11 protein-coding genes and 1 other annotated feature are annotated in these 22430 nt (G+C 62.6%); of the genes, 1 reads left to right on the top strand and 10 read right to left on the bottom strand.

Annotation, left to right across the window (positions count from 1 at the left end; genetic code table 11):
* Window position 1: 1 nt before the first annotated feature.
* The 10 genes from drmB to ACOOHP_RS01215 form a co-directional block, all read right to left on the bottom strand.
* On the bottom strand, window positions 2–1861 hold the full coding sequence (gene drmB / locus ACOOHP_RS01260) for a DrmB family protein (protein WP_420464651.1): 1860 nt from the start codon (window positions 1859–1861) through the stop codon (window positions 2–4).
* Between the two features lie 2 nt (window positions 1862–1863).
* Window positions 1864–5841 (bottom strand): DISARM system helicase DrmA, encoded by a 3978-nt coding sequence (drmA, locus tag ACOOHP_RS01255; protein WP_420466925.1) that lies wholly within the window; start codon window positions 5839–5841, stop codon window positions 1864–1866.
* The gene (locus tag ACOOHP_RS01250) at window positions 5838–6902 is read right to left on the bottom strand and encodes a PDDEXK nuclease domain-containing protein (protein WP_420464650.1); all 1065 of its coding nucleotides are present in this window, start codon (window positions 6900–6902) and stop codon (window positions 5838–5840) included. Before ACOOHP_RS01250 ends, drmA begins: the two co-directional genes overlap by 4 nt.
* 11 nt (window positions 6903–6913) lie before the next feature.
* Window positions 6914–8899, bottom strand: a complete 1986-nt coding sequence (locus ACOOHP_RS01245; protein ID WP_420464649.1) for an ATP-binding protein — start codon at window positions 8897–8899, stop codon at window positions 6914–6916.
* A 10-nt stretch (window positions 8900–8909) separates the two neighbouring features.
* Window positions 8910–11051 (bottom strand): KAP family P-loop NTPase fold protein, encoded by a 2142-nt coding sequence (locus ACOOHP_RS01240; protein WP_420464648.1) that lies wholly within the window; start codon window positions 11049–11051, stop codon window positions 8910–8912.
* Complete coding sequence (locus ACOOHP_RS01235; RefSeq protein WP_420464647.1) at window positions 11048–15412, bottom strand: Eco57I restriction-modification methylase domain-containing protein; 4365 nt, start codon at window positions 15410–15412, stop codon at window positions 11048–11050. Before ACOOHP_RS01235 ends, ACOOHP_RS01240 begins: the two co-directional genes overlap by 4 nt.
* Complete coding sequence (drmD, locus tag ACOOHP_RS01230) at window positions 15409–18537, bottom strand: DISARM system SNF2-like helicase DrmD (RefSeq protein ID WP_420464646.1); 3129 nt, start codon at window positions 18535–18537, stop codon at window positions 15409–15411. Before drmD ends, ACOOHP_RS01235 begins: the two co-directional genes overlap by 4 nt.
* Before the next feature lie 19 nt (window positions 18538–18556).
* Window positions 18557–18973, bottom strand: a complete 417-nt coding sequence (locus ACOOHP_RS01225; RefSeq protein WP_420464645.1) for a very short patch repair endonuclease — start codon at window positions 18971–18973, stop codon at window positions 18557–18559.
* A 63-nt stretch (window positions 18974–19036) separates the two neighbouring features.
* The gene (locus tag ACOOHP_RS01220; protein ID WP_420464644.1) at window positions 19037–20077 is read right to left on the bottom strand and encodes a DNA cytosine methyltransferase; all 1041 of its coding nucleotides are present in this window, start codon (window positions 20075–20077) and stop codon (window positions 19037–19039) included.
* 101 nt (window positions 20078–20178) lie between these two features.
* On the bottom strand, window positions 20179–20583 hold the full coding sequence (locus ACOOHP_RS01215; protein WP_420464643.1) for a hypothetical protein: 405 nt from the start codon (window positions 20581–20583) through the stop codon (window positions 20179–20181).
* A 344-nt stretch (window positions 20584–20927) separates the two neighbouring features.
* Here ACOOHP_RS01215 and ACOOHP_RS01210 point away from each other — a divergent pair.
* A protein-coding gene (locus ACOOHP_RS01210) for an IS3 family transposase (RefSeq protein ID WP_420464642.1) occupies window positions 20928–22153 on the top strand; the annotation gives its coding sequence in 2 pieces (ribosomal slippage) (window positions 20928–21213 and window positions 21213–22153; 1227 coding nt in all).
* Window positions 21206–21322 (top strand) — a sequence feature (AL1L pseudoknot). It overlaps the preceding gene by 117 nt.
* Window positions 22154–22430: the final 277 nt, after the last annotated feature.

Raw genomic sequence — 22430 nt, 5'->3', positions numbered from 1 at the left:
GTCACAGCCCCGTGAAGAACGCGGCATCCCCTCTGTCGAGGGTCTGCACCAGTAACGATCTGTCGAGGTAACGGTTACCCCGCTCGCAGGAAGTCTCGGCGACGAGGCTGCACGCATGGCAGGCCGCCGCGTGAAGCGAGCGATCTTTGCCTGGGTCGTGCTCCGAGCAGAGCGGATCGGACGAGCAGATCTTCGATCGATTCAGCGCCTGTCGGAGCAGTCGGCCGAGGTTTTCCGGTTTGCCGAGATCGACGAGGCCGCCCAGCGTCCCATCGGAATCAGCAGCCGCCGTGTAGATGAGGATGCCTGCTTGTGGATTCGCGCCCGACGACACGTCGGCGTAGATGCGTTCGCGGATGCTCGCTGCGTTGTAGCCGCATTCCAGGGCCAGTTCGCGGATGAGCAGGTGCGAGAGCGTGTGGAGCATGGCGTACCGGATCCCGGGATAGCCCTCGTTCGGGTCGAGGTGGCGCGAATTGCGCCATCCGCGATGACCACCTTCAAGCATCCCATCCACACGCGTGACGCCAGGCTGCGCCTCCCACGTCTGCAGCGCCGCTTCGTCGAACTGGATGAAGATGCCTTCGCCGTGAACCTGATTCGCCGGAACCCAATCCGGCCTGCGACGTGCGAGACCCGCCATCTGCGGACGCTCGTTCGGATCGCTCGATTCCTCGGGTGCTTCCACCCGAGTGAAGCCCAGTAGGGCATTGACCTCGCGCAGCCTTTCGAGCAGCAACACCCTGCCGATCTGGTTCTCGAAGCCTGTGGGCGTGCCCGCCTTCTTGCTCATGAAGTGCGGGTAGTCGGCAGGCGGGTTGGCCGCCGTCAGCACTTCCCACTCCGGTCCCTTGATGTCGGCTTCGCCAACCGCATCCTGTCCGCCACCGCTACGATGGGCTTCGATAGCCGCCCAAATGTCCGATGACGGGTACTTGTCGATACCCGGCAAGGCTCCCGTCTTCTTCAGCGTCTTCACCGTCACGGCGACGGCGACCTCGGAATCCAAATCGTCGAAGAACTCCCATCCGTCTTGAATCAGTTGGCCCAGCGGGTCTTTGGCCTGCGGGATGGCGAGCGCCGACAGCGTGATCGGGAACCAACTGTTAGTCGAACCCAGCAGGACGGCCCGCGCGTCCTCGTCACATTCCTCGTCGAAATGATCGAGGTGGGGATGCCTGCCTCGACAACTCGGCAGGTTCTCCTTCCCAGCCTTGCCGAAGGCGTGGGCCATGCTGCGCGATGCACTGCAGGCATCGCATTTTACCCACAGATTCTCGGTCTGCAACGAAGCGCCACTCTCGAAAAAGCGTAGCGTCCCCTTGCACGATCTGTTGCCGCCGTGGACGAAGTAGTGCCACGGGAAATCGTCGAGGTGTCCGTCGCGGCAGGCCAAGAGAAAGCGCGCCGGAACAGCGTCGGCATCCCTCGCGGGCTGATCGCCCTTGGAGCCACGACATCCCTTGTGGACGAAGCGGGTGCGCTCTGGGCGGAAACGGTTTTCCTTTATCTCGAACAGCCCGGCGTCGAAGGGCGACAGCAGGCCACACTTCACGCAGCGCATCCAGCGCGGAAACGGACGGACGGGGACACCGATGTTCGATTCCGCGGACCACGGATCGACGAGTTCGCTTTTCTGGAACGGCGGTACGCGCAGGTTCTCCACCTGCGCACCGAGAACCTTACGGACGGCGGTGAGCAGGCGTGGTTCAGAGATGGGTTGGCAGCGATCCTTCTCCCACTGGTCGATGCCCAGCGTCACGACCGACAGGCTCGGCAGGTCGATCAGCGCGCCCGGCCCGTACGTCCAGAGCAGTTGACTGGGCCGGACCTCACCGACAGGGGTTCTATTGGAGGTCATGGTCAGTCCTCGTCCTTCGACACTGGACGGGGCTTCCACCCGTGGTCGTCCGAGATGTGTCCCGTATTCATGATCAGGCGCACGCCGGGTTCCACCTCGCGCATCGACATCGGCACCGTCCAGTTGTCCCACGCATGTATGCCCGGCGACTTGACTAGCCCGACCATCGTCGCCGCTTGTGCGCCGCGCTTTTCGTAGGCGAGCGTACGACCGGGGACGCTTACTGCCTTCGCCCATTCGTCCGCGCGTTCTTTCAATTCACGCTCGGCCAGACTCTTGATGGCGGTCGTCTCGCTGACGTTCCAAGCCCGCCTCACCAGCACGTCGATGGCATCGAGGATCTCGGGCTTGTCAGACTTGTCCAGCTCGCCCGCGCCCACATTCGGGCTGAAGGCGTCGTTCTCCAGGCGCATCAGACTCAGGAGCGCGCCGGTCAGGCCACGATCCATTGCACGCGGCGAGAACGGCGTCACCGACTGCGCTTCCACATGCTTGTAGAAGGTCGCGTGGTAATGCTCGAAGGTCTCGTAGTGCGATAGGTCGCGCGGACGCGCCCATGTGAGCACGGTACAGACCAGACCGGGGAACGAACGGCCCACGCGGCTGGTGGCCTGGATGTATTCAGCCGTGCCCTTGGGCTGGCCATTGACCGCCATCAGGCCCAAGCGATTCACGTCCACGCCGACCGACAGCATGTTGGTTGCCAGCACTACGTCGATTGCGCGGGTGTCACCCTCGCTCCATTTCGTCACGTACTTCCCAGCAGCCGCGTCGAACGTGGCCTTGAACTTGACCTCCAGATCGTCGAGGTACTTCGGGATGTCCTGACTGGAGACGCGAGAAGTCAGCTCGCGGATGTTGTTGACGCTGCGCTGCGCGAGTGCGGGCCGTTCGACCATGCTCATCTGCACGCGGTAGGAACGTGTCTGCACATCGTCCTCGGCCAAACGCCGCATCCCGCCCAGTTCGCGCAGCGAATTGAAGTAGCCGACCATCGTCATGTAAGGATCGGCGGGCTCGCCGAAGCGATCGAACAAGGCTTGGGCGGCGGTGAGGAAGGCGGTATAGACGCGGATCAGCATCGCGGGCCGTGAGCTGCCCGGCGAGCACACACCGAGATAGCGCCGTCCGGGCCGCGCTTCGATCGGGCGCTGCACCGAGAAATAGTTGTCCTCCACGTCCAAGCCGGGCGGCGGGAACACCGACACGCGCCGCATGAACACGTTGTTCACCTGTTCCTTGGCTTTTCGAACCGTCGCCGTGGACGCGACGATCTTGGGCTTCACCGTCTTGCCATCCAGCGTCCAGCCGGAAAGTTCATCGACGGCGGATTCGTATAGCCCGACCATCGTGCCCAAAGGGCCGCTGATGAGGTGGAACTCGTCTTGGATGATCAGATCGGGCGGGCGAATACGGCCGGCAGGTTTCACCGCCGCCGCAGGCAATCCTTTCGCAGCACGATGACCTGTATTGCATTCGCAGTCAGGCCAGAGCAATCCGTGGCGCTCGCATTCCTGACTCACTCGACCGAATAGCGTGCGCACCTGACCGCGCCACGCCATCATGGCGAACTTGTCCACGGTGGCGATCATCATCGTTGGCGGGCGGTGGTAGATCTCCTCATCCACCGTCAGCACCGGGATACCGGGATGCGGCGACTTGCTGGATTTTCCACGAGAGAAATCGCAGTGGCCCTTCTTGTCGCCGCAATAGACGAGCGTGCGGCCGCGGTTCTTGTCGACTTCCACGTCGCGCCCCGGCGCGATGTCGGAGCCACACCAAGGGCAGCTGGTCAGCTGCACGGGTGACGCCGCCCCGGCGTGGTGCTTGCCGGGGTTGCGAATGTCGTCGATGGCCCGGTGGCTGTCCTCGGTCGTTCCTGGCGTCACCTTGTTGCCGACCCATAGACCAATGGTGAACGGCTCGTTACCCAAGGCGGAATCGCCGCTGGCCAGCGCCTCTCGCCGCAGCATCTCCATCGCGCAGATCAGCGCAGTAGCGCGCTGAAATTGTTGCAGGGTCAGCAGACGCAGCGTGTAGCGCATGATCACAGCCAAACCGCGCGAGTTGTCGTAGCAGCCGAGCTTGCCTTGCAGGCGGCGGATGGCCATCGTGAACGCAGCCACACCCAGATAGGCTTCGGTCTTGCCGCCGCCGGTTGGGAACCACAGCAGATCGGCATGCGCTTCCATCGGCTGCACGCGATCCGGATGCATGGGGTCGGCCAGCGATGGGATCGATAGCAACAGGAACGCCAACTGGAACGGACGCCAGCTCCGGTTTTTCGGGAGGTCGAACTGATCGACTGCCACGTCACGTCCACGCCGCACTTCGAGCGCATACAGGCTGCGCACGCGCTGGATTGCCATCGCCCGGTTGGCGAAACGGAAAGCGGCCAGTGCCTTTTCGTCGTTCTTCAGCGTGTCGATGCCCTGCTGCAAGCGCGACTGGATTTCCTGACAGCGATCCATCGCCTGCGCAGCCTGTGCGTCATATCCGACCACGTCCTCACCGATACGCTCGCGCTGCTCGGCAATCCACGCCGCGTAGTCCTTCGTCAGCACGTTCAGTGCATCGACCAACTCGGCGACACCGAGCGTGGCGAGCCGCTGCATGTCGAGCAGGCCACTCGCCAGCATCTCCTTCATTGCCGGACGGTCGGTGGGATCAAGGCCCGGCGTCTCCGTAACCTGAACTTCGTACTGCGGCAGCACGGTGGTGCGCACCTCGGTGGCCAGCGTCACGTCGTCCGCCGTCTCCGCGTGGACGGCGACGCCATGTCCGACTGCGAACTCCACGCGATTGCGGTAGATCATCTCCAGCGATTCGCGCTCTTGGTCGTCCCCGTTGGCGTCGAGCACGGGGCGGCGGCGGAAGATGGCGCGCTTGGATGCCTCCGCTTCCGCTCGCACGATCAGCTCCGGTTGGAACAGCCACGCCGTATCGCGGTTGGTATCGGGTTCCTCCTGCGCGTTGATCAGGAACAGCGTCACCAAGCGGTCGCCATTGGCGTTCTTGGCACGGACGGAGCCTTGTATCCGCACCGCCGGACGACCCGCGTCCGGTGCCCGATGGGGAATCCCACCTTCGGTGAGTGGCAGAACCAGCTTCCCGCCGCAGGGAATGCGCTGCCAAATCTTGACCTTCTGCCCGTTGGGCCGGGTCAGCTCGTGTTCCTCGTTGGGAATACGCTCGTAGCTGCCCCATCGCGCCTCGACCTCGATCTGCTCGGCGTCGCCATCCACGCAGAAGGTCATGCCGAAGCTGCTGGGCACCAGCGACTGATTGCTGGCCGCGTCGATTTCGTCCGAACCGTCCTCGGGTTCCACCCGCCCCGTCGCCGTGCCGAACTCGGCACCGGGTTCGTGCTGGCCAGGCACGATGGGGTCGGTGGGTTCCTCGACCTCGTCCTCGGCCAGCGGGCCTTCCAGACCTTCGATGCCTCCCTGAGCATCGTCGCGCGGTGCCAGCTTGCCGACCAGATAACGGTCGCGCACACCCATGTCCACGATGCGTTCGTGCGGGCCACCCGCCGGACCGAGCAGATCGTCCACCACGGCCAGTTGCAGCAGTTCACGGATGTAGGCGCGATCCTCGACCGGCGGCATGCCAGTGACGGTCTGGTGCAGCGCCGTGGACAAGGCCGCTACGAACTCGTCCCACTGGATGCGCCCGACGTTGCCCGCCGACGGAGGAACAAGCGAGACGTTGGCGACCGCCACCGGAGCGTCGGCGGCGGACAGCCGGTCAAAGAAAAGCGTCGTGGCTCCGAGGTCGGAACGAAGACGCAGCACGCGCCCGGCGCGGACGATCTCCCCAGCAGGGTTCAGCACGAGCACCCAATCGTCCTCGGCGATGGCCTGATGCAGGGAGCGATCGCCCTTCAAGACGAGGGTGTAAGGCGCGAGCCTGCGATTGATGCCGAAACCGTGATCGACAGCAATCCATGCGTTGGCGTCACTCACCAGTGCGTCATTCATATGCTCTCCAGAAGGCGGGCGATGGCTTCCGGAGACGGCAACTGGTCTTTCAGATTCTTCGGCAGCGTCTTGGTGATTTCGTAAGTCGCCACGCCGATGGGCTTGCGCGCCTCGCGGAGCGCGTACTCGACGATGGTGCGAGTTTTCTCCTTGCACAGGATGATGCCGATTGACGGGTTCTCATCCTCCTGCCGCACCTGCGCGTCCAGCGCGGCGAGGTAGAACTGCATCTTGCCCACGAACTCCGGCTCGAACTCGCCGATCTTCAACTCGATTGCGACCAGCGCATGCAGCCTCCGGTGGAACAGAAGTAGGTCTATGAAATATTCCTTCCCCTCAACTTCCAGCCGGTACTGGCTACCCATGAAGGCGAACATGCCGCCCATCGCGCGCAGGAACTCCTCGATGCGGGCGATCAGCGCGCGTTCCAGTTCGCGCTCGCTGTGCTGCTCGCCCAGTTCGAGGAAATCGAAGGCATACTCGTCCTTCACCGCCAGCTTGGCTTGCGCGCGCAGGGCCGGGGTCAGCGTCTGGTCGAAATTGGTCTGGCCAAGCAATGATTTCTCGTAGCTCTGGTTGTCGATCTGGTGGGAGAGCACGTTCTTCGACCAGCCGAACTTGCGCGCCATGCGCAGGTAGAACTCGCGCTCCTGCGCATCCCCGCAGCGTTCGAGGATGACCAGGTTGTGGCTCCAGCCGATTTCTCGCACCAGTGGTGCGAGTTTTCCCGCGCCGCTGTAGGTCTCGAAGAAGCTCTTCATCCGCCACAGATTGGAGGCCGAGAAACCACCCGTGCCTGGAAAAGCTGCTTGAAGGTCGGCGGCGAGCTGCGCCACCACGGCCTTGCCCCATCCTGCGCTTTGCTGACGCTCCACGATCAGCCGTCCAATGTCCCAATACAGACCGACCAGTTCCTTATTGACCGCGCGCAACGCCGCGTATTGCGCGGACTGGATGCGCGCCTTTACCTCGGCCAGCAAGGCCGGGTAATCCTTGGTCGCAAGGGGTTCTCGCACCGCTGGTGCGATTTTCTTTCGGGTGGCCTTCTTGGTCGTCGCCATGCCGCTGCCCCTCAAATCCTGTTCACGATGTTTTCGAGCTTGTCGAGTTCCTTGCTCTTGTCGATGTAGGCCGAATAGGCCACCTGCGCCCCGCGGATCAGCGTGTCGTAGTGAACGATGCGGCTGCCCGGCGACACGGCAGCCATCGACGACTTGAGGCGGTCTGGATTCGACGCTTCCTCATCGACTGGCTTCCCGATCACGAATATGACCTCGATGTTTGGCGTCGGCTCGTTCTGAGCGAGCAGAATCTTCTTGAGCTTGTCCACGTAGGTCTGGCCCTGCTCCTGAAGTTCAAGCAGCTTCATCGTCCGCTGACCCTTCTTCAATTCAACCACGATGTGCTTACCTGCTGTCGTGCGGTATTTGATATCCACGCGGCCGAGCTTCTCCTTCTCGGTCAAATCTTCGACGACGATTCCTGAATCCAGCAGGCGCGTTTCCATGACTTCGGTTCCAGTCGCCCGCTCCCACGAGGGGTCGAGCAGCCATAGGTGGTCGAACAGGTACTTCTGAAGCACCTTTTCTTTCTCGTCGTCATCGACAAGCTTTTGGAAGGCGCGGATGGCGTCGAGCCTTGATCGCACGATGTCGCGGTAGAGCGAATCCTCGAGTGCATCGCGGTCGGCAAGCACGGCCAGCAACTTGTCGGCGCTCTCCACGCCGCTCACGAATTCATCCGTGGAGCCGCGCAACTTCATGCGCTCGAAGGCAAGGATGCCGTGTTTGTAGAGGGTCTTGCGGTCTTCCTCGTCGTCCACCGGGAGTGCGCTCAGCTTGGCGATCAGCGTTTCCGCGTTCTTCCTGTGGCCTTCACGGAGCGTGTCCAACCATTCGGCAAGGGCGGGGGACGTTTCCTTGGCCTTTTCCACCTCGTGCTTCCTGCGCCATTCGTTCCAGCGCTTTTCGAGCTTGTTGAGCTGCGAGCCGAGGAAAACGATCAGCTGGATGTATCGCTCGTCATCCTCTTGTACGCGCTGGCGGTCGCTAGTGGCGATGTCCGGCTGATCGTCGGCATCGAGGAAGTCCGCCTCTATCTGACCGGTGAGATATTTGGTGTAGAGCCGTCCGTCGTTCAGACGGTCGAGGACGTTCTCGTGGAAAAGGCGGCCCCGGGCAAAGACCACGATGCCGTTTAGATTGCCCGCTTCATCGTCGTCGAGGTCTTTCGGCTTACGCGCGGTGCCGAGCCAGCCGCTCACGCGCCATCCCGAATCCCAAGCCTCGAACCGCGCGGGCAGCGATTCGCGCTCGACAACGTGAGCAATGGAATTGGCTTCCGGCTCGTAACCTTCGAACGTCCAGAGAAACTGGACTTTGGGCAAATCACCGCGATCCGCCGCTGTGATGGGCTGGCCGTCGATCTTGATCTCGAAGCCGTTGGCTGGACCAATGATCGAAAAGCGTCGGGCCAGACGCTTGCGTAGCGCGGCAACGCCCTTGCCGAGACGCTGTCGCTTGATGTCGCGCAGCATGATCTTCGTACCTAGCGTTACTGTGAGTGCTTCGGTCGTCAGCGGCTCTGGGTGATATGCCCGCTTTTCCTGTACCGCCTGCTGGATACCCGGCACGCTCATGCGAAAGCCGTGCTTTCCCCCATTCTTGGCGGACTGCACTTCGATGACGTTGGCGATGGAGAACAGCGACAGCTTGCCGAGCCCCTTGCGGCCCATGACCGGACGACCCTTGGCCGTCTTGCGTCCGTGTTCCGCATCCTCATCACGGCGGCGGTAGCCGACGCGCAGATACTTACCGTTCAGGTCATCGACGGACATTCCGATACCGTCGTCCTCGATCTCGATCCATTCGTTTTTCGAATCGACGCGAATCTGCACGCTCGACGCATCCGCATCCCAAGCATTGGCAACCGCTTCCGTGAGAACGGCGGCGATGTTGCTGTAGAGGTTGATGCCGAGATGTTCGAGGACGTTGAGGTCGACGGTCATCTCGAACGTCGGCATGGTCGATCCCTTATCGGCGGTGTTGTTCTCGGACATGATTTCCCCGTCACTCATCGAATGCACCCAAACCATCTGGGCTCTTCCCCGCTCTCAGCATTTCGAACTCCTTCAGAAATTGGGAAACGGCTTCCTCGGCTTCACCGGGAATCATTCCTTTCCTTGTAAGTTCAGCCAATCGTTGGGAACAAGCGGCAGTATCGAGATAATTCTCCAGCCATGTCGGATTGAGGCGAGGCTCAAGGCGCACGGCCCAATCGCCCATGGTCTGGGATCTGGTGTGCTGGAGGAATTTCGGCAGCAACGCCAAAAGTCCATCGTCGGACTCAGTGAATCGGCCACACCACGCTCGCACCTCGGCGTCATCACCCCATTGCCGCCACACCGCGAGCAGCCTGGATAGTTCCGGGTGAACTATGAAGCTAGCTTCACACGAAAGCGTACGCACCTTATCGAGCCAAGTGGCTTTCAGTTGCGCGACTTCATCAGGCGACAGCAGTGTGACCTCGCCCGACTCCTTCGCCTTGGTGGCGTCGTCCTCCAACTCTCGCAGCACGCACGAGTGAACTGCGACGGCTATACCTGCCTTGATGGCCGCATCCAAAACTCCGACGCGCTGATTGGCAGGCAAGCGCTTTAGCAAGTGATATACGGGACGAGACGCGCGTGAGACGTTGCCGAAGTCGAACATCCCCCGCTCATCGGCAGGATCGATCAATGAATCGCCTACGTTGAAGAGAGCTTGAATGACCGTCGAGATGTGCTCGGCAGGCACGTCTTTTTCGACGTAATCCATTAGGCGTTCAAGCAGGGCGCGAGCTTTCGATAGGCCATCCGGGCGCCGCTCTGTTTTGGCGCGGACGAGTGCGTCGCCGAAATCCACTGGCGAGGCCGCCAGGCTCAGTAAGGCCATCATCTCGTTACGGCGTACGGCCCCAAGAGGCACGGTGAGTTTGAAGTAGATCGGGAATACTTCGGGGTGACAGGCCCGCAGATTTCTGCGCCATTCAGCCAACCACTCGGAGCCGTGCCCCATCTGACCGATCTTCGGAAAGATGCGCTCCAGCAGTGCTTTGGTGCTGGCTCGCAGCGACTCCGTCACCTGATTTGCCCATGTCTGATGGAAGGCTTGTGCTGCATTCCGATCACCCTCATACCTCGCGTCACGGCTGTGGCCGGAGAACCTCTCGGAATTCGCCCGAACGACCCCGTACAGATCAGGCAGGAATACTCTGATCGCCTCGAGCGCGATAAAGTCGACGGGGTTGACCTCTCCACGCACCGCCGGATACGTCACTGACAGAGTATTCGTGAAGCGAACGACATCCCGTGGCACTTTTATCAGAGGGTCGATGCCATCAAAGAACACATTCGTCCAATAAGACTGGTCGAACAGACCATCAGGCGTGTTGCCCAGTACCTGATCGAGGCGCTTGAACAGGGCAGCCCTCAACGCCACGCGATCGATGGGTGGCAACTCGAACGGCACCTGAATGATCTTCTCCAGATAGCGTTCGCCAGGTAGGCCGCTCTGCTGCTCGATGGCCTGCGCGGCGACATCACGGTCGAAGGCCAGTAAGTAGACAACGTTCGGGAAGTCAGCCAGCGCCTTGATGACGGTAAACAACTGCCGTGTTTCATCTGGCGCCAGGCGATCAATGTCATCTATGACGACCAAGATGCGTTTTTTGGCATCCCTCAATATTTGGCTGATCTCGGCCTTTAAGGCCGGAACGTCTTTCGGCTTCCGTTTGGTCAGCTTCGCGATGAACTTTCCGATGGTGCCGGCTGCACCGCCAGTTACGCCAGAAAGGTCGATCAGTCCGCCCACACCTTCCGCAAAGTCGCCCAGCAGATCGCCCAACTTCTTGAACTTATCGCTCCTGCTAGGTAGCACTGCTTGGAGTTGACCGAGAAATGCGCGTGCAAGGTTTTCCTGCCCGGAGAACCACCAAGGATTGAACGCTACAACGACAGGCTGGCTCTCTTCAGGCTCTTGATCAATGTAATGGCTGACATAGGCGAGCACCGTGGATTTGCCTGAACCCCACGGGCCGTAAAGGGCGAGTACCAGGCCATCGCTGCCCGGATAACGGCAAATGCTCTCAGCCAGGCTCTTTGCGAATGGCGCATGGCCGAAGAGATCGTCCATAGGGTCGATGCTGGGACGATCGGCAGAAAGGGGTGTCATGCGCCATCTCCAATGAGGCGGTACCGAGCGCCGCGCCGCTCGCCCTGGCGCTCGACTCTGCCGCGCGAGATCAGGTCGGTGATCGTGGCATTCCATTGGCCGTCCGTGATGCCGGTAGCAGCGAGAACATCGGCCTTGGCGTGCCAGCCGGGATGGGCGCTCAGATATTCGGCGATGGCGTGGGCTGGGCCAGCGTGATAGTTGGCGCGAGGTTCGGCGACTTTGAGGTATTGGCCTTCATTGGCGGGAATGGCTTCGAAGTCGAGCGAGGGTTGAACTGTTGCGGTACTGGTGGTGCTACTGGCGCGTGGGGCACGGGTCGAAGCGCGTGGCGTGGCGTCGCCATGCAGGCCACGGACAACCTCTTCCTGGTATCGCTGACGGTTCAACTCCGACAGCCGCCGCAGCACTTCGACGCGCGCGGTTTCCGAGATGGTGAAGCGGACGCGGTCGTTCTCCGGCAGGTAAGGTACTTCGTGGAAGCCGTGCGATAAGTCGAGGTCGTTCCAGCCGTAGGCGCGCGCTACGGCTACATCCATTTCGCGCTGCAATGCGCGTAGCCCGTGGAAGCGGGGATCGCGTTCGGTGTCGGTATGGAAGCGGTTATAGACCTTGGTCAGGCCGATGCGATCGGCTAGCATGACGTCGATGCGCGCTTGGTGAAAGCGATCTCCCAAGCCATCAAGCGGGTCGTTCTGTGCGCCACTGAAACCATCGGGAAAGACGAACGGTTCAAGCGCATCCGTCTGGCTATACCGCAAGTCGCTCTTGAGGCGTGACGCGTGCTGCCACGCGAAGACGGCGTGGATGTTTGATTGCAAGAGCGCGAAGTCCCGCCCGCGACCGAGCGAGAACATGACAGTCGCATCGGAGAACACTATGTTGGAATCGACGAACGAGAACGCCAGCGTCTTGCTCACGCGAGTGATTGCCAGCACCCGCGGCGGTTGGCGACTGGCGGGCGACCAACCATCCGGGTGACGCTCGAAATGGCGGCCACGACCGATGGCGTGGTACAGCTCAGACCGCGCTCGGAGAAACAGCCACCACTTTTCGCGTGCCCCCTTGTCGTTGTTGGCAAGGCGCTCCGTCTTTACGTTTTCTACCAGCCACTCGTAGGGCAGTGCGTATGTCTTCGCCTTTTCTTCGGGCCAATCCCAGAAGTTGATTACCCAGCGGCTCGGCTGCTGCCCGGGGTCTGAATTGAGGTCATCGCCATTGATGTAAGGGAAGACCACTTCGGCGTTTCTTGGATCGGCGTCCAGCATCCTGCGAGCCTGGCCGGGTGCGAGCACAAAGCCCATGCCGAGCACTATCGAACCCTGATATGCAAGACCTTCGTTCGCTTTCAGTCTTTCTGGACTCCACTCTTCACGATCGGACAGAAAGGCCGATATGAAGGGAGCAGGTCGTCCGAGCAACGAGCGTTCGCCCTGCCACACGCCCTTGTGGACATGCACGCGACTGGTGACGACCGCCGCCTTGCCCGGCCAAGGTTCGTTCGGGTATGCCGCATGGATGACGGCACCCGCGCCGACCATCGCTTCCAGCCCGACCTGCCGCGTGTCGCCTTCCGCGATGGTATTGACTGCGAGCAGCCCAAATCCGCCTCCATCGCGCAACAGGCTCCAAGCACGCAGGAAGAAATAGGCGACCAGATCGGCAGAGCCGCGCCGCCGCTCAGCGATATGGGCAACCAGCCAATCGCGGAATGCCGTGCCCGCGACGCCAGTGATGCGTTGACCGCCCAGAAAGGGCGGATTGCCGACCATGCCATCGAAGCCACCGCGCTTGAGCGCGAACACCTCCGGAAACTCCAACGGCCAATGGAAAGGCAGACGCGCGGGCTTGTCGGCGGGCAGATCGGTCGAGAGCGCGGCAATCGACCTCCGGTGCATCGAGGCGAGCACGTCGCGGTCGCCGTCGATGACCTGTCCAGCCTGGACAGTCAGCGAGGTCAGCGTGTTCTCCAGCCCCGCACTATTGCCACCCGAAGCCAAGACCTCCCCGATGAACGCATCGGCGATGCTTTCCGGCACTTCGAGCCTGCGGCGCGCATCGGCGTCCAGATGCGCCATCACCTCCACGTCGTGGATGTCGCGGATAGGCATCTCGCGCAGGCGAGAGCGCAGTTCGGTGGCCTCGCGCACGGCTTGCTCGATATTCTGCCCGAACAGGCGCAGTTGGCCCTGGCCTGTGGGGCTCATCGAAAGCTGGGTGAGCTGATCCAACTCGTGGATGCCAAGCAGGCTATCGCCGCAGCGCAGATTGTGGTCGAGGAAGCCGAAGGGGCGGCCCTTGGCCAGCGTAACCAGCCAGATGGAGAGTTTGGCCAGTTCGACCGCTAGCGGGTTCAGATCGACGCCGTAGAGGCAGCGTTCAGCGATGAGGCGGCGCGCGACGACGGTGCGCGCTTCGCTGTCGCGCGGCAGCGCCTCGACGTTGGCGTCGGTGGCCACAACCCGCCCATCGATGCCAACCGCGTGCCCTTGCACTTCGGCAATGGCCCAAGCCTCCACCAGCCGGTCGGCCAGCCACCGACAGGCTTGCACGAGGAACGCGCCCGAACCCATCGCCGGGTCGCAGATCTTCAGGTCGAGCAGTTCGGCAGGCGACTTCAGCACCCAGCCCGCCCGCGGCGTACCCTGCGCCGGACCGACGTAGGCGATGGGCGTGAGCGTCTCGGCGACGATGGCTTCGGTGAGCGACTTCGGCGTGTAGTGGGTGCCGGTCTCGCGCCGTTCGGAGCCGGTGGTGACAATGAAGGCCCCGGCGGGATAGACCAACGGGTAGCCCCAAGGGTCGGTGCGTACCAGATGGCCGAACGGCTTGATGCGGTCGCGCAGCGCCGTGTCGCCGTGGCAGGCCGTCAGCAGGCGATCGGCAAGCGCATCGTCCACGGGACGAGCCAGGTCGTTGCGAACGCGGCTGGCGGAACTGCCGGAACGCTGCTGCAGCAGTTCGGCCAGTCGGTCCCGGCCATCCAGACTCGCAGATTCGAGTTCGGCCAACCTCACCCAGGGGGACTGGGCGCTCTTGGTGCCATCGAGTTCCAGCGTGACCTCGGCGGTGCGCTTGACGGTGCGTTCCAGCAGACCCTCATAGACGTAGCCGATCTGCTCCACGTCCAGCGCTCGGTACGACAGCGTGCGGCCCTGAAATTGCTGAATGGCTTCGAGCAGCAACAACACCGTACGGTTGTCGATCGGCAGCGGCTTGGCGACGTCGGTGCGCCAGTCAGAGCCTTTCGCTCGGCCTTCGAGGAATGGAAAGCGATCCGGATCGAACAACGAGCCCCCGAGCGCCGGCAGGCGTAGGTTTTCGTGCTCGATGCCGCCGTATACGGCGCGGAAAACGGCAAGCAGACGCGACCACGCATCCCAGCGGCGTTCCAGAATCTCGTCGGACTCGGCGCGCAACTGCATGCGCAGGGTCGAGATCGCATAGTTGGCTTCGTAGCGTTCATCGCCCAAGAGCAGCAGGCCGCGTTCCTCGGCGGAGAGCAGGAAGACCAGCCGCATCATCACCGTAAGCGCAGCTTCGTAGATCTCGGCTTCCTTCACGCCATGCAACAGTGCGCGGTCGCGGTCCTGATCGGCTTTGTCGAGCGACTGGATCAGCACTTCGACCGCGCGCCGGACCTGCTCGCCCAGGGCGTCGGTCACGTCGTCCTGGAACTTCAGTGAGCGATCGAAGAGCGCTGGCAGCCGTTCCGACTCGTCGACGAAGAAGCGCCGGATACCCAAGAGGTGGACGAAGGCTTGGAGGGTGAAGGGTTCCTGAGCCCAGATGCGTGCGTACCAACTGGCGAAGGTGGTGACTGCGCCCACTGGCGCATCGACCAGCATCCACCGTTCGCCGTTGGTCACCAGCCCGAGGCGGCAGCCGGTGGCGCGGCAGAGCGTCACCATGCGTTCCGCCGGTGTGCTGGCCCAGCCGTCCATCTTCCGGGTGGCATCGAGGTCGATGTCCGGCCCGTAGGCGTGTATGAGCATCAGTGGCATGTCGCCGTTCCCAACGACGGCAAAGTCCGGCGACAGACTGATGCCGTGCTCGGGCAGCGCGACGTTCACGTGCGCGGCACACCAGTCATTGCGTCGCAGTACGTCGCCGCGACGGTCCTCGTCGAGTTCCAGTCCGCGCGATAGCACTTCGTCGGTCCATGCCGCGTGCAGATCAGCGAAGTCAGGGTCGTCCGTGTCCAGCGCGTCACGCCATTCGTCGTAGGCTTGGCGCAACCGTTTGCGCTTGCCGCCATCGAGTTCGTCCAGCCCTTGCGGGAAGGCTTCCTTCAGGACGGGAACGGCGAGGAAAGGGCCGGAAATCTCGACGAGGGAGAGCCAGTCGTGGTGCATGGTCATGCGGCACCTCCGGCAGATTCGGGCACGATGAAAATCACTGCAACCGGAAAGGTGCGGTCGTCGAGCTTGGCGTAGCGGGCGTCGATGGCCTGTGTCTCCGTCCTGCGCTCGTCAGGGATGCGCGCGAGGCGCGCTTCCAGCGCGGCAGTGTCGCGCCGCAGTTGCGAGCGCTCGTCCTCGGTGAAGAGCGTGAACTGTTCGGGCTGTTCGCCCTTCTTCAACTCGGACTGGATCGCCTTCTCCAGTTCGTCGAGCACTGCGCCAATGTCGCCGACCTCCTGCTGCTTGCGGGTCTGGAGCGTGTTTGTGAGGTAGCGGAGCCGCTCTTTGGAACGGACATCCACGGCTTTCAGGATGGCTTCCTGATGACTGTCTAAGCGGACGCGCAGCGTGTCGAACAGGGACGGATCCGCCGTGATCGGCTTGGATTCGTCTAGCCAATGCTGGACGCGGGTGACACCTTCCTCGCGGCGGAAGGATTGGTCGCGCAGGTAGCCGCCCGCCAGAGTCAGTTCCTCATGCAACCGATGGTGGTTGCCGCCGGTGACGACCAGCCGCGAGACGACGATCACGGCCGGGCCATCGATGAGCCCATCCGGCACGCTGCGGACAGCGACGCGGTGCAGTTTCTTTACATCGTCATGCGCCCAGATCTCGGCTCGCAGTAGCCGAAGGCACATCTGCACCAAGCGATGGTTCAGGTGGACGAGCACGACGTCGTCGCGGCCACTGGCGACGGCATGGTCAAAGGTGATGGGCCGAATCTTCTGGGTGTGCGGGTGGCGCAGCCCCTCCAGGCAGCGCGCCCACGAGCCGGACAGTGCGGGCATCCGGAAGACACTTCCCGAAGGTGCGCCCGTCAGTTCAAAGGGTTCCAGCGGCGGACGGCCCGCCAGCGCGAGCCCGGTCTTCACGGCCATCAGAACATGGTCGGGCGTGAGGTGAAAATCCCGCTTGGTGGTGAGCAGACGCTCGTGCAGCTTGGCGATGCGCTCCTTCAACTCGCGCTCGGCGCGCACGAAGTTCTTGGCGCGGGCGATCCGCGCCTCGGCCATGCGGGTGTCCAATTCCTTCAGCGAGCCTTCGATGAGACCTGACATTTGCGGCGCAATGACTGGGTTGACGCTGCCCATGTCGGCGCGCATCGAGTCCAGCTTCCGCAGAGCACGGAGTATGTCTTCGCCGTGCCCGCCGACCGATGCGCCGTTCATGCCGCCGCCGTCGACTGGGTGCCAGATCAGCACTTCCTTCTCGCGCTGTCCGTGGCGGTCGATACGCCCGTTGCGCTGCTCCATCACGTTGGGGTTGTAGGGAATCTCCAAGTGAATGAGCAGATTGCAGTGGTTCTGCAAGTCGATGCCTTCGGATGCGGCATCGGTGGCGAGCAGGATGCGGACGGACGAATCCTTCGGCGATGCTTGGAACGCGGCCTTGATGGGCTCGCGTTCTTCTTGGGATAGGCCGCCGTGGAGCAGGCCGAGACGTTCGCCGCCGAAACCGTGGCTCGCCAGGATTTGCTGCATCCACTGGTGCGTAGTGCGGTATTCGGTGAACAGGATCACCCGGCGGTCGTTCCACTCGCCGTTCGTCTTGAGATTGACCGCGAGCCAGTCGAGGATGGCTTGCGCCTTGGAGTCGGCCTGATTGCGGGCACGCTGCGCCCACGCCCTCAAGTCATCCAGCATCGCTCGCTGTTCCGCCGTCGAGGGCATCGAGCGGCGCGTGGCTTCCTCGATGGCTTCAGCTTGGGCGTTCTCGACTTCCCGGTCGTCGGCATAGTCCTCGTCGACCTTCAGGATGGCCTTGTGCAGGATGCGCTCGGCCATCGCGTCCGGTTTCTCGGGACGCGCTTGCGATAGCGACGCAACGTGCTTTTCGAGCGTGGACGCGAACGCCGCAGGCGACGAGAGCAGCCGCTTTTTGAGGAGGCGATTGACGAAGACCGTGCCGAACCCGATGCCCGCGGTCCCGGCGCCCTTCTCGCGGCTGGCGCAGTAGGCGTCCAGCTTGCGATGGATCTCGCGCTCCTCCGCCGAGTACGGAACTTCGAGCGCCTGCAAGGTGCGCCGGGCGTACAGGGGATTGCCGTCCGCATCGACCAGATCGCTTTTCAGGCGACGGATCATCACCTGACCGAGGCGCTTTTCGTCGGGAAGGATGTTGCGTGCGAAACGCTGGTCGTCGAGCAATTCCAGTAGTGAGGTGAACGACTCGGTATAGCCGTTGTGCGGCGTCGCAGTCAGGAACAAACGATGCTGGAAGTGTGGGCCGATGGTGCGAACGAAGCGCGTGCGTTGGCTCTCCAGCGCGTAGTGCGCGCCTGCGGCGGGCGCGACGTTGTGGGCTTCGTCCACGACAAGGAGATCGAACTTGCGCGGATGGCCGACGTGCGCAGGGATCACGTCGCGCATGGCGCGCAATCCTTCGCCACTCTTCGCCCAATCCATCGACGTGATGAGACGCGGATGCGACGTCCACGGGTTGGCGTGGATGCCGCGTTCGCGCCGTAGCTGCTTGATGTAGTCGGTGTCCACCACGCGGAAGTCGAGTCCGAATTTCTCAAGCATCTCGACGCGCCACTTCTCCTGAAGCGATGCGGGGCAGACGATCAGGACGGTGCGTGCGCGGTGCCGCAGCAGCAGTTCCTGAATGACCAGTCCAGCTTCGATGGTCTTGCCGATACCGACGTCATCGGCGATGAGCAGGTTGACGCGAGCCATGTCGATGGCACGCACCAGCGGATCGAGCTGGAAGTCCTGAATGCTGACGCCACTGCGGAATGGAGCCTGGAGAAACCCGCGGTCGGCGTTGGTGGCTGCGCCCCACCTCACGGCATCGAGGAAAGCGTCGAGCACGCTCGAATCGTCTTGCCCCGTCACCGAGGGCAGGCCTGCGCGCTCGATGATCTGAGCACCCGGCTCGATTTCCCAGACGACTTGCAGCTCCTCGCCGAGACCGTCCTCGTCGATGGACGATAGCGTCACGCAGTGTTGGGGAGCGCCGGTTTCCAGCCCCGCGGCGTCGACGTCGGCCACCACCCATTGACGACGACGCACCTCCACGAGTTGCCCTGGCTCGGGGCGGGCGCGATATGTCTGCGGTTGCCGTTCGTTTGGGGTGCCCATCTGGTGGCCATCTACCTTTTTAGTTCTTCTCGTTCGCGCCGGATGACGGAACACCGGGCTTCGCGTCAGCATTGGCGACCGCGCGGGCGACCGTCGCAGCGGCTTCGACTGACGACTCGTGTGACCAGAACCTCAGCGCCGTCCAACCGGCAGCTTCGAGCCTCGCATTCGTATCGGCATCCCGCTGGCGGTTGGCCTCGATCTTTTGCCGCCAGAACTCCGCGTTCCGTTTCGGCCACGTGGCATGATCCGGGCAGCCGTGCCAAAAGCAGCCATCGACGAAGACTGCGATCTTGCGACCGGGGAAAGCCACATCAGCGACGCGGCGCGGCTTCTTCAGCACCTCGTAGCCGACCCGGTAGCGCAGACCGATCCGGTACATCTCCCGACGCAGCGCCAGTTCGACGTCCGTGCCGGTCTGCCGCACCCTCGCCATGCGGTCACTAGCATCGGATGGCAGAGACGCGAGTCTGGGCATCGGACAGCCCATGTCAGGCCATCACCGCGCAACCGATGCGAGATGTTGTCCAATGCTGCGGGCGATGGCGCGACCGAGATCGACCGGCACCGCATTGCCGATGAGCCGGCCGAGCACTTTGAAGTTCACCTCTCCGTCCTGCGGGATGAACGCATAGCCGCGCGGAAAGCTCTGCAGGATGGCGGCTTCCCGCAGGGAGATAGCGCGATCCTGCTCGGGGTGGCCAAAGCGACCGTTGCCGAACCCATAGCACTGGGTCGTCATCGTCGGTGCGGGCTTGCCCCACTCCATGCGCCCATAGACGCCGGGATAGGTGCGGCCGGTCTCGGCGCGGTGGCATTCGGCAACCAAATGCTTCGGCCAGTCGCGCCACGTACCACCGGGTTTGGAGACCTTGATCCGCTTGAGATTGGTTTCGGACAGTGTCGAGGTAACGTGCAGTTTGTCCCGTGGAGCAGATTCTCCAGCCCCCAGCTTGCGCAACCGTCCAATGGCCTTCTTCACGGTTTTCGGCTTTTTGTGGGTCGGTTCGATCATCTGAATGCTGCCGTGCTTGGAAGCCAGCAGCACCATCCGACGCCGCAACTGCGGGACGCCGTAGAGAGAGCTGTCAACGACATCGAACCAGACGCCGTAGCCGAGCCGTTTCAGCGTATCGACGAAGTCATGGAACACCGCGTGCTTGGCGACCGTCGGCACGTTCTCCATCGTGATGACGTCCGGCATCGTGCCTTGGGCGAGACGGGCGAACTGATAGAGCAGCCCCCACTTGCCGTCCTTGCCATCCAGTTCGTAACGCTGGGCGTAGGTAGAGAACGGCTGGCACGGCGCACACCCCGCCAAGATCGTCAGTTCGGCGTCGCCGAAGAGCTGTCTGAGGTCTTCGGTCGTGACGGTGCTGATGTCGCGCTCAATGAAGCGGGCCTCGTTGTTGGCCTCGTAGGGGAAACGGCAGGCGGGGTCGAGATCAATGCCTGCGACGACCGGAAGGCCTTCGAGTGAGAAGCCATGCGTCAGTCCCCCAGCACCGCAAAACAGATCTACACAAGCAATTTTTTTCATATTCGACCTACCCCATTTCCCACCGTCCTGCCTCAGACGTTCATTGAGTTGCTTCGTTCGGCGGCTCTTCCAGTGATAAAGATTGGCTCCTGTCACTTCCGTCAGTGAGCGCCGCCCTTGTTGCCATCGCGCATATCCTGAATCTGCTTGTTGACGCTCCGCCAGAGTGCTTGTTTCCCAGGCAAGTCCCGGGTGATCGACAGCTCCTCCGAGACACGACGAAGAAGCATCAGGGTTTCTGCCGTGAAATCGGTGGAGGTCTGCAGCATCCGTGTCAGTCGGTCGATGGTCTTGCGCTGTTCCTGCAGTTGGGCAGCTAAATCTTCGGTCGTCACCGCGGGTTCAGCGGGCTGGGCGAGCGCTGCCGGCAATGCGGTCGCCAGCATGTCCTTGACGACGCGATAGGGCGTTGACCGGCGCGTTTTTGCCAGCTGCCGCGCCTGCTCGGCCATCTCCCCGCTTAGGCGCAGGCTGAACTTCAAACCGGCATCTATCTGCTCCGCCATCACGTCCCCCTATGCACTAAACGACACGACGGCGCGGTGCGCCGTCGAAAGCCCGCAATGCATTGATTCTGCGAGGTCGCGTGGCGTCTGCCACGCGCTTGTACATTAGACGACTCAGCGGCGGAAAAGACAAGCGGCTCAATGAGATGGGCCGGCTTTTGTCCGAACTGAAACAGTGCATCAGGTGTGAAGATTCTGACCCTACGCCACAGGCGGAGGGATCTGTTGCACGACGCCATCAACCTTGCATGCAGGCGTGATGGGGTCACGCAACAATCTTGCAGGCATGGCGTCTGAACCGCCCCGGGAATCTCGGAGGCTCCCTCACTTGAGAGAATGGAGCCATGACCAGAGCATCGAAGTATTCCCCGGAAGTGCAGGAGCGCGCGGTCCGGATGGTGGCGGAGCACGCGGCGCAGCACACCTCGCAGTGGGCGGCGATCGAATCGATTGCCGCCAAGATTGGTTGTACGGCCGAGACGCTGCGGCGCTGGGTGCGCCAGGGCGAGCGTGACGCCGGCGTGCGGCCCGGCCTGACCACGGCCGAGGGCGAGCGCATCAAGGCGCTGGAGCGCGAGAATCGCGAGCTGCGCCAAGCCAACGAAATCCTGCGCAAGGCGTCAGCGTATTTTGCGCAGGCGGAGCTCGACCGCCCGTTCAAACGATGAAGGCGTTCATCGACGAGCATCGCTCGGTCCACGGGGTCGAGCCGATCTGCAAGGTGCTGCCGATTGCCCCGTCGACGTACTACGCCCATGCGGCTCGCGAGGCCGACCCACAGCGCCGTTCTACGAGGGACCAGCGAGATCGAGCGCTGGTGCCGGAGATCGAACGGGTCTGGAACGAAAACTTCCAGGTCTACGGCGTGCGCAAGGTGTGGCGGCAACTGCGGCGCGAAGGCTTTGATCTGGCCCGCTGCACGGTGGCGCGCCTGATGAAGCGCCTGGGCTTGCGTGGCGTCATCCGCGGCAAGTCGGTGCGCACGACGGTGAGTGATGCCAACGCACCTTGCCCGCTGGATCATGTCCGTCGTCACTTCAAGGCGGATCGGCCGAACAAGCTGTGGGTCTCGGACTTCACCTACGTGTCGACCTGGCAGGGCTTCGTCTACGTCGCCTTCGTCATCGACGTCTTCGCCCGGCGCATCGTCGGCTGGCGGGCTTCGTCCTCGGCGCGGACCGACCTGGTGCTCGACGCGCTGGAGCAGGCGCTGCATGAGCGCAAACCGGTCGGCCCGGATCGGCTGGTGCATCACAGCGACAGAGGTGTCCAGTACGTGTCGATCCGCTACACCGAGCGTCTTGCCGACGCGGGTCTCGAACCTTCCGTGGGCAGTGTGGGCGATTCCTACGACAACGCGCTGGCCGAGACCATCAACGGCTTGTACAAGGCCGAGGTGATTCACCGGCGGCCTTCCTGGCAACGCCGCGAAGACGTCGAGTGGGCCACGCTGCAGTGGGTGGACTGGTACAACAATCGCCGACTGATGGAACCGCTTGGCGACATCCCACCCGCCGAAGCAGAAGCTGCCTACTATTCACAAATCCCGAGTCTCGCCCTCGCGGCGTGACTCACAACAACGAGCCTCCGGGAAAACCGGGGCGGTTCAGTCAACAGCATGTCGTCAATTCTGTTGACGCCGTGTAACCGTAGCGCCTTCACGGCTGATGCTTTCCCAACTTTCCTGTGTTGACGACTTCGCGACGAACTTGTCGACGACCTGTTCGCGAGACGACGTCACTTTTGTCGTCACGCGCGAGGACACCTCGTCAGCATCTTGTCGTCATCCGCGCGTACGATTGTGCAGCCGTCATGTCGTCAGCACGTTTGCAAGAAGTTGTGCCCGA

Origin of the sequence: Panacagrimonas sp., assembly GCF_965216805.1 — a bacterium.
In the GTDB taxonomy this organism is placed as follows: Bacteria; Pseudomonadota; Gammaproteobacteria; order Nevskiales; family Nevskiaceae; genus Panacagrimonas.
The sequence above is the reverse complement of the archived record's forward strand: the minus strand, read 5'-3'. Positions and strand labels throughout refer to the sequence as shown.

What these genes read in the sequence shown, in the direction of transcription:
- drmB (WP_420464651.1), bottom strand. Translation starts at nt 1,861, where the DNA reads ATGACCTCCAATAGAACCCCTGTCGGTGAGGTCCGGCCCAGTCAACTG.
- drmA (WP_420466925.1), bottom strand. Translation starts at nt 5,841, where the DNA reads ATGAATGACGCACTGGTGAGTGACGCCAACGCATGGATTGCTGTCGAT.
- ACOOHP_RS01250 (WP_420464650.1), bottom strand. Translation starts at nt 6,902, where the DNA reads ATGGCGACGACCAAGAAGGCCACCCGAAAGAAAATCGCACCAGCGGTG.
- ACOOHP_RS01245 (WP_420464649.1), bottom strand. Translation starts at nt 8,899, where the DNA reads ATGTCCGAGAACAACACCGCCGATAAGGGATCGACCATGCCGACGTTC.
- ACOOHP_RS01240 (WP_420464648.1), bottom strand. Translation starts at nt 11,051, where the DNA reads ATGACACCCCTTTCTGCCGATCGTCCCAGCATCGACCCTATGGACGAT.
- ACOOHP_RS01235 (WP_420464647.1), bottom strand. Translation starts at nt 15,412, where the DNA reads ATGACCATGCACCACGACTGGCTCTCCCTCGTCGAGATTTCCGGCCCT.
- drmD (WP_420464646.1), bottom strand. Translation starts at nt 18,537, where the DNA reads ATGGGCACCCCAAACGAACGGCAACCGCAGACATATCGCGCCCGCCCC.
- ACOOHP_RS01225 (WP_420464645.1), bottom strand. Translation starts at nt 18,973, where the DNA reads ATGGCGAGGGTGCGGCAGACCGGCACGGACGTCGAACTGGCGCTGCGT.
- ACOOHP_RS01220 (WP_420464644.1), bottom strand. Translation starts at nt 20,077, where the DNA reads ATGAAAAAAATTGCTTGTGTAGATCTGTTTTGCGGTGCTGGGGGACTG.
- ACOOHP_RS01215 (WP_420464643.1), bottom strand. Translation starts at nt 20,583, where the DNA reads ATGGCGGAGCAGATAGATGCCGGTTTGAAGTTCAGCCTGCGCCTAAGC.